Consider the following 15,137-nt stretch of genomic DNA (forward strand, 5'->3'; position numbering starts at 1 on the left):
TCAGCCCAGGTCGCGGCGGTAGAGCCAGAAGACCCGCTCGACGCGCGCGCCGAACGCCAGCGAGTAGAACCGGACGGGGCCGACCCAGCCGATCTGGACCTCGCGCAGGCCGGCCGCCCTCTGCTCGGCGAGGCACCGCCGCGCGAGGACCCGGCCCACCCCGAGCCCCCGGGCCTCCTCGGCCGTGCCCATCGGGCCGAACCACAGCGGCCGGGAGCCCCACGCGGCGAACCCGAGGATCTCCCCGCCACGCGACGCGTAGTGGCAGCCGGTCGCCTGCTCGGCCTCCCAGGCCCACGCCTCGTTCCAATGAGCCCGGGCGAAGGCGGCCACCGCCTCGCGCTCCCCCGCGGGTGCGGCGTGGACGGTCACACCGGCCGAGGCCAGCCGCGCGGACGCCGCGTCGTCCTCGTCGAGCAGGGATCCCATGGCCGCGACGTCGGCCGTCATGTTCCAGGCGACCCGGTACCGGTCGTACCCGAGGCTTTCCGCAAGGCACGCCGCTGGTGTGTAGCGCACGTCGATGCCGGGCCAGGCGTAGCACGGCGGGTTCCCGGCGATCCTGGCCTCGGTGGCGCCCTCGGAGCGCAGCCACTCCTGCGCCGCCTCGGCGAGGGCACGGCCGATCCCCCGTCCCCGGGCGGCGGGATCGACGGCGATCAGGTCGAGGTGGCCGACGCCGGCCTCCGACATGGACGCGAACACCACGCCGTCGAGGTCGGGGGTGGCCAGTGCGGTCCACCGGCGCCCCTCTGGTGGCGTCGCCAGCCGTCTCACCAGCGCGGGAGCCTCGGCGTCCGCCCAGAGGGCGCGCGCCGCCAGGTCCTCCACGCGGACGTCCGGCGTCACCGGCGCGATTCCGGTCACGCCCGCACTCCCTGCGGGATCACGCTCCTGCTCCTGGGGTGGAAGCAGGCGTGCAGTTGTTCGGTGTCCTCGCCGCCCTCGCCGCCGTCGTGGCCCAGCACCGGCCGCTCGGCCTCGCACCGGGCCGTGCTGAAGGGACATCGGCGGGTGAACAGGCAGCCCTCGTCCGCCTGCGCCTCGTCGAGCGCCTCGGTCGGCACGACCTGCTCGGCGCCCGGCCGTTCCAGCCCGTGCAGCACCGGGATCGCCGACAGCAGCGACTGCGTGTACGGATGCACCGGGTCAGCGATGATCGTCTCGGTCGATCCCCGTTCGACGACCTGGCCGCGGTAGATCACGTAGAGCTCGCCCTCGTCCCCGATGTACCGGGCGGTGGCGATGTCATGGGTGATGAACAGGACGCTCACGCCCAGCCGTTCGCGCAGGTCGCGGAGGAGGCCGAGGATGCCGAGCCGCAGCGACACGTCGATCATCGAGACGGCCTCGTCGGCGACGAGCACCTCGGGGTCCATGGTGAGCGCCCGCGCGATGACCACGCGCTGGCGCATGCCCCCGGACAGCTGGTGCGGGTAGCGCGGCAGCACGTACCCGGGGTCGATCCCCACGAGGCTGAGCAGTTCCTCCGCGCGCGCGTCGACCCACGACCGGGGACGGCCCGTCTGGCGGGCCCGCAGCCGCAGCGGCGCCTCCAGGGTCTGGTGGATCGTGCGGGTGGGGTTGAGCGCCGAGTAGGGATCCTGGTGGATGAGCTGGATCCTGCGGAAGTACGGCTGGCGGTGGCGGTGGGACAGGCCCGACATCGCGACATCGTCGATGACGATCTCGCCCGAGTCGTAGGTCTCCAGTCCCGCGATGATCCGGCCGAGGGTGGTCTTGCCGCAGCCCGACTCCCCGATGAAGGAGACCGCCCCGCCCTTCTTGATGGCGAAGTCGACCCCGCGCAGCGCCGGGACCTCTCGCTTACCGAGGACGTTGCCCCGCTGCTTGAACGTCTTGGTGATCGCAGTGCCCGTGATCACGCGTATTCCCTCCGCTTCACCGGCGCCGGGCGTCCGGCGGCGTGGCAGGCGACCGACCTGCCGTCGTAGGTCGCCGTCGCGGGCTCGACCGTCTCGCAGATCTCCATGCGCTTCTCGCAGCGCTCCCGGAACACACACCCGGCGGCCGGGAGCGTGCCGAGCGTGGGGGGCCTGCCGGGCAGTGCCCTGGCGAGAGAGATGTCTCCGGAGAGGCGCGGGATCGCCCGGATCAGGCCCTGGGTGTAGGGGTGCCGGGGCGCGCCGAGCACCTCGGCGATCGGCCCGTGCTCGACCACGCGCCCGCCGTACATCACGGCGAGGTCGTCGGCCACCTCGGCGACCGCTCCGACGTCGTGGGTGATGACGAGAGTGGTGAGCGCCCGCTCCTCGTGCACCTCGCGGATGATCCGCAGGATCGTCGCCTGCGTGATCATGTCGAGCGCCGTCGTCGGCTCGTCGAGCACGACCACCTGGGCGTTCAGCACGAGCGCGAGCATGATCCCGACGCGCTGGCGCATCCCGCCCGACAGTTCGTGCTGGTGGGAGTCGAGCACGCGGGCGCCGTCGAGGCCCATCCGGGACAGGAGCGCCTTCGCGTCGGCGACGAGCGCCCGAAGGTCTTCGACGTCGTGCGAGCGGCCGAGGTCGAGCAGCTGCTTCCCGATGGTCTTCAACGGGTTCAGGGAGTTCTGCGCGGCCTGGAAGACGTAGCCGACCTTGCGGCCGCGGGTGCGGCGCAGGTCCTCGCCGTCGAGGCGGAGGACGTCCCCGAGGCCGTCGATCTCGACGCTGCCCTCGGCGATCCTGCCGGGCGGCTGCACGGCGTTGAGCAGGGACAGCGCCAGGGTCGACTTGCCGGAGCCCGACTCCCCGACGACGCCCGTGATCGTGCCCGGGGTGAGTGTGAGGCTCACGTGGGACACCGCCGGCAGCTCGCCCGCCGGCGTGTTGTAGACCACGGTGAGGTCGCGGATGCGTACCTCTGGCGCGGCGGAATCTCTGGACAACCGGGTCACTCCTCACGCAGGCGGGGATTGAAGATCTCGTCCATCGCGTCGACGATCAGCACGATGCCCAGCGTGAGCAGCAGGATCGCGAGCAGCGGCGCCAGCAGGTACGGCAGCGCCGCGGGGGTCGTGAGCGCCCCGCCGCTGAAGACGGCGAGGTTCAGCATCACGCCCCAGTTGTTGGCGTCGAAGGGCAGGACGCCGAGGAAGAACAGGCCCACCTGGGCGTAGACGGCGCCGGTCACCGCGATCAGCATGTTCATCGCGATGTAGGGCGCCATGCTGGGCAGCAGTTCGCGCCCGATGATGTGCCTGGTCGGCAGGCCGAGCCCTCTCGCCGCCTCGATGAAGCCGCGTTCCCGCAGCGACAACGTCTGGGACCGGACGGCACGGGCCACGCCGCCCCATCCGAGCAGCCCGAGGACCAGGCCCATCTCGAGCGGGCTGGTGAACTTCCACACGGTCGACAGGACGAGCAGCAGGGGCAGGCCGGGGATCGCGAGGTTCAGGTCGGTCAGCCGCATGAGCGCGCTGTCCCACCTGCCCCGCCTGAACCCGGCGAACAGGCCGATGACCGTGCCGAGCGCGACGGTGATGACCGCCGTCGCCAGGCCGGTGAGCAGGACGTACCGGGCGCCGGTGACGACGAGCGCGAGGACGTCGGTGCCCTCGAAGTCCGTGCCGAACAGGTGCTGGAGGCTCGGGGGCGCGTAGAGCGCGTTGTCGTCCCGTGGCAGGTTGGCCGGGTACAGCAGCGGCCCGATCACGCCCATGACGGCGAAGCCGAGCACGATGATCACGCCTGCCATCCGGCTGGGCTTGCGGAGCAGCACCCGCCACACGCCGCGCCAGAAGTTGCGCCGCAGCGTCGCCCGGGTGGTGCCCGTGGCCATGTCGGGCATGACGGTTACGGTCATGACGCCTCCCCGCTCCTGACCCGGGGGTCGATCGCCGTGTACAGCAGGTCGGCGACGATGTTGGCCACGACGATGCCCACTGTGATCACCAGGAAGGTCCCGCCCATCAGCGCGTAGTCACGGGTGCTGATGCTGTTGACAAGCAGCAGCCCGAGCCCGGGATAGTTGAAGATCTCCTCGATGAAGATCGATCCGCCGAACAACATGCCGATCGACAGGGCGAGGATCGTGAACAGCGGCAGGATCGCGTTGCGCGCCAGGTAGCGGAACACGATGCCGCGTTTCAGGCCGCGCAACTCGGCCGCCAGGATGAAGTCGTCGCCGAGCACGGCGACCACGTTCGACTTCATCGCGAGGATCCAGCCTCCGTAGCTCGCCAGCGTGTACGTCACGACGGGGAGCACGGCGTGGTGGATCAGCGAGCCGATGTACCCGGGGTTGAACCCGGGCACGAACGCGACGTCGACCGGCCCGCCCGAGGGCAGGATCGGCCACAGGGTCGTGAAGATCGCCACCAGCAGGAGCCCGATGACATACACCGGGATGCCGTGAAGCAGCGAACCGGACAACGCGAGCAGGTCGCCGAGCTTGCCCGAGCGCTTGATCGCGGCGTAGACGCCCATGGTCACGCCGAGCAGAAAGCTCAGCAGTGTGCCCGCGAGGACGGGCAGCACGGTCCACTGGGCGGCCGAGCCGATCAGGCTCGTCACCTTCACACCCGGCGTGCTCAGCGACCGGCCGAGGTCGAGGTGGAGCAACGACCCCATGTACCCGACGTACTGGTCCCAGAGACTGCCCGTCGGCAGGAACCCGTACAGCACGGCCGTCGCCCGTTCCGCCTGGTCGGGGGACATGCCCTTCTGCAGCAGGCTCTCGTACATGCCCTGGACGGGGTCGCCGGGGATCTCCCTGATGATGACGAAGCTGATCGTCGCGACGACCCAGATCATGACCAGGCCGCGTACGACGTGCCCCGCCACCCTGCGGGCCAGGGCGGCTCCGCGGGGCCGTTCCCGCACCGCTTTCGTCATGCCTGCCTCTTCCTGATCATGCCGAGCTGCATCCACACGCCCGACGAAAGCCGTAGCGCCTGGCTGTCGTCCGGGGGGAAGCCCGTGTACCGGGATGTGTTCACGAACTGGGTGTTGACGTAGTCCCACAGCTGGATCACCGGCAGCTGCTCGTTTGACACCTTCGCCAGCGTCCCGACGATCTGCTTCTGCTCGGCGGGCGGGGCGAAGTTGAGCCTGCTGGTCAGCGCTCCCGGATCGACCTTCGTGCCGGAGACGGTGACCGTCTCGGGGCCGCCCATCCAGTTGCCCTCGGTGCCCGGCGCGACGTGCTCGAGCCTGCCGCCGAACATCTGCCAGCCGTTGGCCTGGCCGTACAGGCGCTGGAAGATGTTGTACGGCGAGGGCCCGAGGCCCATCAGCCAGAAACCAACATCGTACTTCCCTGCCGCGAGCTCACTGAGATAGAGGGTGTAGTCGGCGGCGGTGACGACCGTCGCGTCGATCCCGTGGTCGTTGAGCTGGCTGGTGATCGACTTGGCCGCGGAGATCCAGTCGGAGAACGACGCGGGCACGTGGATCTCGACCTTCCACGGCCGGCCGTCGGGCAGCGCCCACTTGTTCCCCCGCCGGGTCATGCCGGCCGCCTTGAGCTCGGCCGCGGCCTTGGCCGGGTCGAGGCGGTAGGGGTCGAGGCCGTTGAACTCCGCCCCCAGCCAGACCTTGGCCGCCTCGGCGTGGATGCCCGAGGTGGTGAGGGACGGCGTTCCGCCCTCGGGTGAGGCGATCTTGGTCACCTGTGCCCGGTCGATCAGATAGGCCAGCGCCCGTCGCACGTGCACGTTGTCGTACGGCTTGCGCGCCTGGTTGAACGCCAGCGACGTGGACACGGGCGAGAAGCCCTTGATGACCTTGTTGCCCCTGACCGCGCGGATGCGGTCCAGGACGGCCGACGGCACCGACGTGAAGGGCGCGTTGTCCAGCTTCCCGGCGATCAGGTAGTTCCAGATCTGCTGGTTGCCCGAGTAGTTGAGCAGCTCGACCTTGTCGGGCCCGATCAGTTTGCCGTCGTAGAAGTACGGGTTGCGCCTGAGCAGCGCCGCGCCCGGGTTGACCCGCTCCAGCACGAACGGCCCCGCGGACACGTCATGGCGCGGCGCGAAGGCGATGACCTTGTCGGCCAGACCGGTGATCTCGGTCTTCGCCCGCTCGGCCGGCGCGCCCTTCCCGTCCTGGGCGACCTTGAGCGTGTGCCAGAAGTCGCGGGGCAGCAACGAGCCGTAGACGTGGGCGGGCACCACGACGGTCGACAGCAGGTTGCTGAGGAACGTGTTGCTCTTGTTGGCGCCCTGGGTGATCCGGATCGTCGTCGGGTCCACCACCTGGATGGTGGCCGCGGCGCCCGCCGCCTTGGGGTCGAGCGCGTAGGCCGTACCGCCCTGGGTGTAGGCCAGACCGATCGAGACGCGGACGTCCTCGCTGGTCACCGGCTTGCCGTCCGACCATCGGGCGTTCGGCTGCAGGTGGATCACGGCCTCCGACTCGTCGGGAGTGATCGTCCAGCTGCGCGCGATCGCCGGATAGAACTGGTTCGGGTCGATCGGGTCGTTCTTCGGCCAGGCGAGTGCCATCCCGTTGTAGCCGTCGAACACGGAGCCCACTGGGTTGAAGGGATTGATCGGCGCGCTCGCGTTGATCTGCTTGCTGCCGTCGATCGTGGTGTAGATCCCCCCCTGCCCCGCATCCTCCTGGCCGGTACTTCCACACGCGGTGGCGGTGGCGATCGACGCCAGAGCCGCGATCGCCGCGAGTCGCTTCATGGGCTGCTCCTGGTTCCCGGTTGCCTGGACAATACGGGCGCCCGGCGGCAGCGTCAATTTTTTCCGTCTATGGACGTACTCATGAAGTTAATTTTTACCCAGGCCGCCCACCTGCGGAGACGTCTGGCGATGGCGGTGACGGGTGTCCTCGAGGAACCGATCCAGCGCTCCCTTGGTGGCTTTCAGAGCTCCTTCGGACGCCTCGAAGGTCCGGTGCGCGACGCCGACGAAGACGCAGTCGACGATGAGCAACTGGCTGATGCGGCTGGCGAGCGCGCCCGGCCGGAACTCCGTCTCGCGACCGGCCGACACGAGCACGTGTTCGGCCGTCTCCGCGAGCGACGACCGGGGGTTGTTGGTGATCGCGACCGTCGCCGCTCCCGCCCGCCGGGCCGTCCGCATCGGCTCGAGCACGTCGGGCGTCTCCCCGGTGCAGCTCACGCCGATCGAGACGTCCGAGGGCCCGGCCACGGCCGCCGCCGTGAGAGCGAGGTGGACGTCGGTGAAGGCATGGGCGGAGACGCCGATCCGCAGCAGCTTCTGCGCCATGTCGGCGGCGACCAGGCCCGACGCCCCCACGCCGTAGACGCTCACCCGCCGGGCGTCCGCCACGGCCTTGACGACCGGGCCGAGCAGTTCCGGGCTGAGCTGCGCCGCGGTGTCCGCCAGCGCTTCCGACTCCGCCCTGGCGACCTTGGCGATGACGTCGGCGAGCGGGTCGCCTGGAGCGAGGTCTCCCGGCACCAGCCGGTCCGGCCGTTCGCGCGCCGACGCCGCGGCCAGGGCCAGGCGCAGCTGGGAGTATCCCGTGAATCCGAGGGCGCGGGCGGTCCGCACGATCGTCGCCTGGCTGGTGCCCGAGGCCTCGCTCAGCTCGGTGATCGTGCTCCTCGCGACCGTGGCCGGGTCGTCCAGGATCAGCCTGGCGATCGAGCGCCCGGCGGGGGTGAGCGAGGGCAGCACCGCGCGCACCGTGGCGACGAGGTTCGCGGACGCGGGTCCGCCTGCTGAGGGCTCCTTCATGGGGCTCCTTCTGGGGAGGGTGAGACGGGGGAATCGGGGGTGGAGGGGTTACGGGGAACGGAGGGTCGTGACGGGGTTCTGCCGGGTCCCACGGGCCGGGGAGGCACGGGAGCGTCAGGCAGACTCCTGCGGGCGGATGGCGGTCAGCAGGCGGGCGGCCGCGCGCGCGGACACCGCGGAGCCGCCATGGGTGGCGAGGTACACGGCGCCTGCGGGGGTGCCCGGCACGCCCGTCTCGACCACGACGGCGTCGGGGCGCACCTCCAGGGCTCGTGCCATCGACCGCTGGATCCATTCGTGCCGGTTGGCGTCGCGCACGACGAGGACGACCGGGCGGCGGACGTCGGTGAGGTCGGGGAGGTCGTCTCCCTCGGCCACTTCCGCGAGGAGGGTCCCCGGCATGATCTCGCCGATCGCCGCGCCGAAGGAGACCGGCGCGGCCCGTCCCACGGCCTGGCTGGGGCGCGCGGCCATCTCCACGACCAGCGGGGCGACCTTCAGCACCGGACGGGAGGGGGTGCCGATCACGCGCAGGGCGGCCGTCGCGGTCTTCAGGCCGACGCCCTCGTCCACGTCGCGGGCGGCCGCCGCCCTGGCGGGAGCCTGGTCCGCGTGCCACCGGGCGAGGTCGAGCACCCGGCCCGCGGCCTCGGCCAGCCGGCCCTCGGGCAGGCGCCCCTCGCGGACGGCGGAGACGATCGCGTCCCGGAGCGCGTAAACGCTCTCACCGCCCGGCGAGGAGACGCCCACGCAGATCGCGTCCGCGCCCGCCGCCAGGGCCCGGACGGTGATCTCCTCGGCGGTGTGAAGCGCGGCCACCGCGCGCATCTCGATGGCGTCGGTGACGACGAGGCCTCCGAACCCGAGCTCTTCCCGCAGCAGGCCGGTCAGCGCAGCGCGGCTCATCGTGACGGGAGAGCGATCCAGGGCGGGCACGAGGAGATGGCCGCACATGATCGCTCGCACACCGGCCTTGATCGCGGCACGGAACGGCGGCAGATCCCGCCGTTCGAGGACCTCGCGGGAGGCCCGGACCTCCGGGAGAACAAGGTGGGAGTCGGTCACGGTGTCCCCGTGCCCGGGGAAGTGCTTCGCGCAGGCGGCCACGCCCGCCCCCTGGAGCCCCTCGATCCACGCCACGGTGTGCCGCCGGACCCGCTCGGGGTCCGAGCCGAACGACCTGACGCCGATGACCGGGTTGCGAGGGTCGGCGTTCACGTCGACGACGGGCGCGTAGTCCAGGGTGACGTCCACGGCGCCGAGCATGCGCCCGATCTGCCGGGCGACCCGCTCGGTCGCGCGCACGTCGTCGGCGACGCCCAGGGCGAGGTTGCCCGGCCAGGAGCTGCCGGTCCGCGCCTCCAGCCGGGTGATCGCGCCCCCCTCCTCGTCGATCGCGACGATCACGCCGGGGTTCTCCCGGCGCATGGCGGCCACCAGCTCGGCGGTCTGCGCGGCGTCGGCGAGGTTGCGGGTGAACAGGACGGCGCCGCCCAGACCGTCGGCGAGCGCCCGCCGCAGCCAGTCCGGCGGCTCCGCCCCCTCGAAACCCGGCTGGAGCACGGTCATCGCGAGCCGGCAGAGCTCGCGGGATCGCGTTCTCATCGTCCCTCCGGAACCGGAACGCGCTCGATCAGCCGCACGTGCGCCTCGTGCGCCCGGTCGGCCGGCAGAGCCGCCCTGAGCGCCAGCGCCGCAGCGCCGACGGCCCCGTCGCGTGCGGGCGTCCACGGAGCCCGCTCCCCCAGCGCGGCCCGCACCCTGCGCGCCAGCTCCGTCGGCTCGGTCAGCAGCGAGCCCGCCAGCACCAGCGGGCCGCCGAAGTCATCTCCGTCGTCCTCGTCCCGCTCGGGGTCGCGGCCGGCGACCTTCGCCGTACGGCTCAGCCGGTGCGCGGCCTCGTCGAGGATGTCGCCGGCGACCGGGTCGCCCTTCCTGGCGGCGTCGTCGACCACGGGAGACAGGGTGCCCAGCCAGGCCGCGCCCTTCGACGCCACCCGTTCGTAGACGACGTCGATGAGCCGCGCGGTGAGCTCCCGCGACCATTCCGGGGTGGGCTCGTGGGCCGGGGCCGCGCGGCCGAGGACGGCCGCCGCGACCAGGTCGACCAGCAGGGTCGGCGGGGTCCTGCCGTCGAGGGCCGTGAGCGCGCGGGTGAGGGCGTGTCGCCCGATCCACACTCCGGAGCCCTCATCGCCCAGCAGCCACCCCAGGCCGTCGGCGCGCCGGACGACGGCGCGGTCCCGGATCCTGGCCGCCATCGCGCCGGTCCCCGAGACCAGCACGGTGCCGTCGGGCTCGGGGGTGGCGCCGCAGAAGGCGACGAGCACGTCCGGCACCACCACCGGGAGGCCGGGCAGCCCGGCGGCCCGCCACGCCTGGACGGCCGGCGCCTCGCCCCGGGCGACTCCCGCGAGGCCGAACACGCCTCCGGCCACCCGTGACCGGTTGAGGCCCTCCAGCGCGGCGGTCAGCGCCGCCAGCAGGCTGGCGGCCGGGTCGGGAGCGGACAGCACGTTGGCACCGCCCGAACGCCCGCGCCCGGCGACCTCTCCGGTCTCCCCGGCGACGACGCAGCGAGTGCTCGTACCACCGCCGTCCACACCGACGAACAGAGCCGTCACGACCGCCCCTTGCGTAGATACCTTCCGACAAGTTACAAGAGAGCGAAGATTTTCTACAACGAGTGCTGTGACGGAGAAGACCCGTCCCGCGGACCCGATGCGGGCCCGCGGGCTTCGAGTGCAGGGTTACCTGGTGTTGTCGGCCAGGTCTGCCAGGTCCGCCGCCATCCGGAAGAGCCTGTTGCGGCCCAGGTCGCCGATCGTCTTGATGTTGAAGGCCTGCTTGAGGAGCTCGCCGTCCTTCTCGCTGATGCCCGACATCGCGTGAACCGGGGCCTTGAGCAGGTCCGACAGGCTCATGTTCTCGTAGTCCCGATCGAGCAGCTTCGCCAGATCCGCTGTCACCGTCATGGGTCCCCCCCTCGACTCGGGCCAGAGGCCCGTACTTCGGGGGGTGCCCAAACCGGTTGTTTTCTATGCGAGTTTGCTCACACGGCCCCGCCGATCAGGCGGTCCAGGCGGATCGGCAGGTCGCGGACCCGCAGGCCGGTGGCGTGGTACACCGCGTTAGCGACGGCGGCGGCCGTGCCCACGATGCCGATCTCGCCGATGCCCTTCGACCCCATCGGGTTCAGCTCGGGATCCTCCTCCTCGATCCAGAACGCGTCGACGTCGCGGACGTCCGCGCAGGCGGCGAAGTGGTACTGCGCCAGGTCGCGGTTGAGGTAGTCGCCGAACTCGACGTCCATGACGCTCTCCTCGAACAGCGCCATCGACAGGCCCATGGTCATGCCTCCGATGAACTGCGACCGCGCGGTCTTGGGGTTGATGATCCGGCCGGCCGCGAACGCCCCCAGCAGGCGCAGCACCCGCACCTCCCCCGTGTCGAGGTCGACGCCGACCTCGGCGAACTGGGCGCCGTACGCGTGCCTGGAGAACGGCCGCTGCGACCGCAACTCCTCGGCCGTGTCCACGCTCGCCTCGAGGCCGCCCGGCGGCACGTCGCCCGCGCGGCGGTGGAGGACGTCCGTCAGCGCCTCGCAGGCCCGCACGACGGCGGTGCCCCACGAGGCCGTCCCCGACGACCCTCCGGCGACCGAGGCCCGGGGCAGCGCGCTGTCCCCGACCTCCATCCGCACCTGGGCCGGCGCGACGCCCAGCGCGTCGGCGGCGATCTGCGTGAGGACGGTCCTCGCCCCGGTCCCGATGTCGGCGGCGGCGATCTTGACCGTGAAGCCGCCGCCGGGCTCGGCCCGGGCGGTGGCCTGGGAGGGCAACCGGTAGACCGGGTAGGTCGACGACGCCACCCCCGTGCCGATCAGCTGCCGGCCCCTGCGGCGGACGCCCGGCTCGGGGTCGCGCCCCGCCCACCCGAACCGGGCGGCGCCCTCGCGCAGGCAGGCGACGAGGTTGCGGGAGCTGAACGGCAGTCCGCGCTCCGGATCGACGGTGGGCTCGTTTCGGACGCGCAGCTCGACGGGGTCGATCCCGCAGGCGACGGCCAACTCGTCCATGGCCGACTCCAGCGCGAACATCCCGGGCGTCTCCCCGGGCGCGCGCATCCACGTGGGGACCGGCACGTCGAGCCGGACCAGGCGGTGCGAGGTCCGGCGATGCGGAGCCGCGTACATCATCCGCGTGACGACGGTCGTCTGCTCGGCGAACTCCTTGACCGTGGCGGTCTGCTCGAACGCCTCGTGCACGACCGCGCTCAGCCTCCCCTCCTCGTCCGCGCCGAGCCGTACGCGCTGGACGGTGGGGGTCCGGTAGCCGGTCACGGCGAACATCTGCCGCCGGGTGGCGGCCAGCTTCACCGGGCGGCCCACCTGCTTGGCCGCCAGCGCCGCGAGCACCACCTGGGCGTGTGGGGCGCCCTTGGACCCGAATCCGCCGCCCACGTACGGCGACACCACCCGAACGCTCTCCGGCGGCAGGCCGAACAGTGGGGCGATCGTGGCGCGCACCGCCGAGGCGCTCTGGGTGGAGTCGTACAGCGTGAGCCCGTCCGCGTCCCAGACGGCGACGGTGGCGTGCGGCTCGATCGGGTTGTGGTGCTGCGCCGGCGTGGTGTACGTCGCGTCCACGACGACGGGCGCGAAGCCGAGGGCGGCCTCGGGATCGCCGAGTTCGCTGTCCGTGGCGTAGTCGGGGTTGACGTGGTCGGGCCGGTACATCCCCGGATGATCGGCGCGCAGTTCGACGTCGTGCGGTTCAACCTGGTAGTCCACCCGCAGGAGCCGGGCCGCCTCGGTGGCGCTCTCGATGGTCTCCGCCACCACGACCGCCACCACCTGACCGCGGTACGCCACCCGCGGCGACTGAAGGACGGTGAGCTCCGCGTCTTCGATCGGGGCCACCCGGGGCGCGTTCTCGTGCCAGATCGCGGCGATGATCCCGGGAAGCTGGAGCACCGAGTCGGCGTCGACCACGCGGACCGCTCCCCTGGCGATCGTGGACTGGACGACCACGGCGTAGGCCAGGTCGTCTGGGGCGTGCTCGTAGGCGTACCTCGCCCGGCCCGTCACCTTCTCCGGGCCGTCGACCCGGTCCAGGGCCGTCCCGGAGTACGGCGCGGCGACGGTGGTCATGACGCCTCCACGAGGTCGAGCAGCGTGCGGACCACCACGTTGCGGGCGAGCGGCACCTTGAACGCGTTGTGCGGAAGAGGGGTCGCCTGGGCCAGTTCCTCGTCGGCGGCCTGGGCGAACGCCGCCTCGGTCGCGGGCGAGCCGCGCAGTGCGGACTCGGCCCGTTCCGCGCGCCAGGGGACGTGGGCGACTCCGCCGAGGGCGATCCTGCAGTCCCTGACCATGCCGTCCTCGACGTCCAGCGCCGCGGCCACCGACACGACCGCGAACGCGAACGACGCGCGGTCGCGCACCTTGCGGTAGCGGGATCGGACGGCGAACGGCAGCGGCGGCAGTTCGACCGCGGTGATGAGGTCGCCGGGTTCGAGCACGGTGTCACGCTCCGGCGTGTCGCCGGGCAGCCGGTGGAGACCGGGCATCGGCACCTTCCGGCTGCCGCCCGGGCCCTCGATGTGGACGATCGCTCCCAGCGCGGCCAGTGGCACCGCCATGTCCGACGGATGAGTGGCGACGCAGGACTCCGACTGGCCGATGACGGCCAGGTTGCGGTGGTCGCCGTTCCGCGCCGGGCAGCCGGAGCCTGGCGCCCGCTTGTTGCACGGTTTGGTCACGTCCTGGAAGTACGAGCAGCGGGTGCGCTGCAGGAGGTTGCCTCCGACGGTCGCCATGTTGCGGACCTGGCCGGAGGCTCCGGCCACGACCGCCTGGGTCAGCATCGGGTAGCGCCGCCGTACGAGAGGGTGGGCGGCCAGGTCGCTGTTGCGCATGGCGGCGCCGATGAGCAGGCCGCCGCCCGCGGTCTCCTCGACCCCGTCGAAGGGCAGGCGTGTGACGTCGACGAGGACTCCGGGCGAGACGACGCCGAGCCGCATCAGATCGACGAGGTTCGTGCCCCCGCCGAGGTAGACGGCGCCGGCTCCGTCGGCCATGCCTGCCGCGCAGGCGGCGACCGCCGACCGGACGTCGGCGGCGCGTTCGTAGGCGAAGGGTCTCATGCGCCCACCTGCCGGATCGCCGCGACGATGTTGACGTAGGCGCCGCATCTGCACAGGTTGCCGCTCATCCGCTCGCGGATCTCGTCGTCGTCGAGCGCCACCGGACCCGACACGTCGGCCGTGACCGCGCTGGGCCATCCGTCGGCGACCTCGCGCACCATCGCGACGGCCGAGCACAGCTGGCCGGGGGTGCAGTAGCCGCACTGGAAGGCGTCCCGCTCGACGAACGCCGCCTGCATCGGGTGCAGGGCGCCGTCGACGGCGAGCCCCTCGACCGTGGTGATCTCCCGGTCGTCCACCGTCACCGTCAGGGTCAGGCAGGATTTGACCCGTCTGCCGTCGACGAGGACCGTGCAGGCGCCGCACTGGCCGTGGTCGCAGCCCTTCTTGGCTCCGATGAGATCCAGGTGTTCCCGCAACGTGTCGAGGAGCGTCTCCCTGGTGTCCACCGTGACGGGGTGCTCGTCTCCGTTGACCGACAGCATGAGGTCGGCCGTGATGGGGTCCGCGAAGACCGGACCGCTGTTTCCTTCGCCGTTCACGCGCGTGCCTTACCCAGTTGCCGCCGTGCGTATCGCGGCATGGCCCTCCCCCCGCGAGTAAAATCACTCGATTTACCCCAAAAGGCCATATATCGTGCATGACGGGATAAAACTTCGACCGTGGATGGGAAAAGCACCCCATGCCCCAGCACGACGACGGCGTACACGCCGTGTTCGAGATCGACCTCACCCTCGAGGAGGCCCGGCGCCGCGCCGAGGTGGTCACCGCACTCGGGAGCGACTGGAACCCGATGGAGGCCATGCGGGCGGAGGAGGAGGCCTACGACGCCCTCTACTCGAATCTCGACGCGCGGCAGCAGGAGACCTACGACATGCTCGTGGCCGCCGGCGTGCTGCCCCGGCGGAGGCCCGGCCATGCTGCCGATTGACCCCCACGCCGACCTGGGCCGCCGCGCCTGGGTGCCCTGCCCCCGGTGCCGCGACGACAAGGACTGCGCGGAGTGCGGAGCCGGCCGCAACTGCCGTGACCATTGGCGTTACCTCCTGAGCACCAGCGGGAGCCTCCTCCACGTGCAGTGCCCCGGCTGCGCCCACCTCTGGGACCACGAGACCCGGTTCCGGCACGGCACCCGCCACCACTGATCCGCGGCGGGCTCCGACGGTCGCGCGGGCCGCTTCCGCGCCGACGGCAGGGGCGACGCGGTCGCGCGGGACGGTTCCGCGCCGACGGTCGGGGCGAAGCGGTCGCGTGGGACGGCTGCGTGGGACGGCTTTGGGCAGGAAGATCATCTCGCCGGAGCCGGCGAGATATCCGGTGTTCACCT

The 15,137-nt window shown here is 71.8% G+C and carries 15 protein-coding genes; 2 read left to right on the plus strand and 13 right to left on the minus strand.

Annotated elements, in window-relative coordinates:
• The 13 genes from Pph01_RS09435 to Pph01_RS09495 form a co-directional block, all read right to left on the minus strand.
• The gene (locus Pph01_RS09435) at nucleotides 1-867 is read right to left on the minus strand and encodes a GNAT family N-acetyltransferase (RefSeq protein WP_204072620.1); all 867 of its coding nucleotides are present in this window, start codon (nucleotides 865-867) and stop codon (nucleotides 1-3) included.
• A complete protein-coding gene (locus tag Pph01_RS09440) occupies nucleotides 864-1,886 on the minus strand; it encodes an ABC transporter ATP-binding protein (protein ID WP_204072621.1) in 1,023 nt (340 codons plus the stop codon). Before Pph01_RS09440 ends, Pph01_RS09435 begins: the two co-directional genes overlap by 4 nt.
• Complete coding sequence (locus tag Pph01_RS09445; protein WP_204072622.1) at nucleotides 1,883-2,893, minus strand: ABC transporter ATP-binding protein; 1,011 nt, start codon at nucleotides 2,891-2,893, stop codon at nucleotides 1,883-1,885. Before Pph01_RS09445 ends, Pph01_RS09440 begins: the two co-directional genes overlap by 4 nt.
• A 5-nt stretch (nucleotides 2,894-2,898) precedes the next feature.
• A complete protein-coding gene (locus Pph01_RS09450) occupies nucleotides 2,899-3,810 on the minus strand; it encodes an ABC transporter permease (protein ID WP_204072623.1) in 912 nt (303 codons plus the stop codon).
• Entirely contained in the window at nucleotides 3,807-4,841 is a 1,035-nt protein-coding gene (locus Pph01_RS09455) for an ABC transporter permease (RefSeq protein WP_204072624.1), read from the minus strand. The genes Pph01_RS09450 and Pph01_RS09455 overlap by 4 nt, the downstream gene beginning before the upstream one ends.
• Nucleotides 4,838-6,640: an ABC transporter substrate-binding protein gene (locus Pph01_RS09460; protein WP_204072625.1), complete on the minus strand. Its 1,803-nt coding sequence runs from the start codon at nucleotides 6,638-6,640 to the stop codon at nucleotides 4,838-4,840. Before Pph01_RS09460 ends, Pph01_RS09455 begins: the two co-directional genes overlap by 4 nt.
• Nucleotides 6,641-6,727: 87 nt before the next feature.
• Nucleotides 6,728-7,663, minus strand: coding sequence for a MurR/RpiR family transcriptional regulator (locus Pph01_RS09465; protein ID WP_204072626.1), 936 nt, complete (start codon nucleotides 7,661-7,663; stop codon nucleotides 6,728-6,730).
• Between the two features lie 114 nt (nucleotides 7,664-7,777).
• Nucleotides 7,778-9,268 (minus strand): glycoside hydrolase family 3 protein, encoded by a 1,491-nt coding sequence (locus Pph01_RS09470; RefSeq protein ID WP_204072627.1) that lies wholly within the window; start codon nucleotides 9,266-9,268, stop codon nucleotides 7,778-7,780.
• Nucleotides 9,265-10,287: an N-acetylglucosamine kinase gene (locus tag Pph01_RS09475; RefSeq protein ID WP_239116551.1), complete on the minus strand. Its 1,023-nt coding sequence runs from the start codon at nucleotides 10,285-10,287 to the stop codon at nucleotides 9,265-9,267. Before Pph01_RS09475 ends, Pph01_RS09470 begins: the two co-directional genes overlap by 4 nt.
• 126 nt (nucleotides 10,288-10,413) lie before the next feature.
• Nucleotides 10,414-10,638, minus strand: a complete 225-nt coding sequence (locus Pph01_RS09480; protein WP_204072628.1) for a hypothetical protein — start codon at nucleotides 10,636-10,638, stop codon at nucleotides 10,414-10,416.
• A gap of 77 nt (nucleotides 10,639-10,715) precedes the next feature.
• On the minus strand, nucleotides 10,716-12,815 hold the full coding sequence (locus Pph01_RS09485; protein ID WP_204072629.1) for a xanthine dehydrogenase family protein molybdopterin-binding subunit: 2,100 nt from the start codon (nucleotides 12,813-12,815) through the stop codon (nucleotides 10,716-10,718).
• Entirely contained in the window at nucleotides 12,812-13,810 is a 999-nt protein-coding gene (locus Pph01_RS09490; protein ID WP_204072630.1) for an FAD binding domain-containing protein, read from the minus strand. Before Pph01_RS09490 ends, Pph01_RS09485 begins: the two co-directional genes overlap by 4 nt.
• A complete protein-coding gene (locus Pph01_RS09495) occupies nucleotides 13,807-14,310 on the minus strand; it encodes a 2Fe-2S iron-sulfur cluster-binding protein (RefSeq protein ID WP_239116556.1) in 504 nt (167 codons plus the stop codon). The genes Pph01_RS09490 and Pph01_RS09495 overlap by 4 nt, the downstream gene beginning before the upstream one ends.
• A gap of 182 nt (nucleotides 14,311-14,492) precedes the next feature.
• Here Pph01_RS09495 and Pph01_RS09500 point away from each other — a divergent pair, with 182 nt between their 5' ends.
• Together Pph01_RS09500 and Pph01_RS09505 are read left to right on the plus strand one after the other, a co-directional pair.
• Nucleotides 14,493-14,741: a DUF6400 family protein gene (locus Pph01_RS09500; RefSeq protein WP_204072631.1), complete on the plus strand. Its 249-nt coding sequence runs from the start codon at nucleotides 14,493-14,495 to the stop codon at nucleotides 14,739-14,741.
• Nucleotides 14,728-14,955 carry a hypothetical protein gene (locus tag Pph01_RS09505; protein WP_204072632.1) on the plus strand — a complete coding sequence of 76 codons (228 nt, stop codon included), beginning with the start codon at nucleotides 14,728-14,730 and terminating at the stop codon, nucleotides 14,953-14,955. The genes Pph01_RS09500 and Pph01_RS09505 overlap by 14 nt, the downstream gene beginning before the upstream one ends.
• Nucleotides 14,956-15,137 lie beyond the last annotated feature (182 nt).

This window comes from Planotetraspora phitsanulokensis (assembly GCF_016863295.1).
Lineage (GTDB): Bacteria > Actinomycetota > Actinomycetes > Streptosporangiales > Streptosporangiaceae > Planotetraspora > Planotetraspora phitsanulokensis.

What these genes read in the sequence shown, in the direction of transcription:
- Pph01_RS09480 (WP_204072628.1), bottom strand. Translation starts at nt 10,638, where the DNA reads ATGACGGTGACAGCGGATCTGGCGAAGCTGCTCGATCGGGACTACGAG.
- Pph01_RS09455 (WP_204072624.1), bottom strand. Translation starts at nt 4,841, where the DNA reads ATGACGAAAGCGGTGCGGGAACGGCCCCGCGGAGCCGCCCTGGCCCGC.
- Pph01_RS09500 (WP_204072631.1), top strand. Translation starts at nt 14,493, where the DNA reads ATGCCCCAGCACGACGACGGCGTACACGCCGTGTTCGAGATCGACCTC.
- Pph01_RS09485 (WP_204072629.1), bottom strand. Translation starts at nt 12,815, where the DNA reads ATGACCACCGTCGCCGCGCCGTACTCCGGGACGGCCCTGGACCGGGTC.
- Pph01_RS09505 (WP_204072632.1), top strand. Translation starts at nt 14,728, where the DNA reads ATGCTGCCGATTGACCCCCACGCCGACCTGGGCCGCCGCGCCTGGGTG.
- Pph01_RS09460 (WP_204072625.1), bottom strand. Translation starts at nt 6,640, where the DNA reads ATGAAGCGACTCGCGGCGATCGCGGCTCTGGCGTCGATCGCCACCGCC.
- Pph01_RS09450 (WP_204072623.1), bottom strand. Translation starts at nt 3,810, where the DNA reads ATGACCGTAACCGTCATGCCCGACATGGCCACGGGCACCACCCGGGCG.
- Pph01_RS09490 (WP_204072630.1), bottom strand. Translation starts at nt 13,810, where the DNA reads ATGAGACCCTTCGCCTACGAACGCGCCGCCGACGTCCGGTCGGCGGTC.
- Pph01_RS09465 (WP_204072626.1), bottom strand. Translation starts at nt 7,663, where the DNA reads ATGAAGGAGCCCTCAGCAGGCGGACCCGCGTCCGCGAACCTCGTCGCC.
- Pph01_RS09470 (WP_204072627.1), bottom strand. Translation starts at nt 9,268, where the DNA reads ATGAGAACGCGATCCCGCGAGCTCTGCCGGCTCGCGATGACCGTGCTC.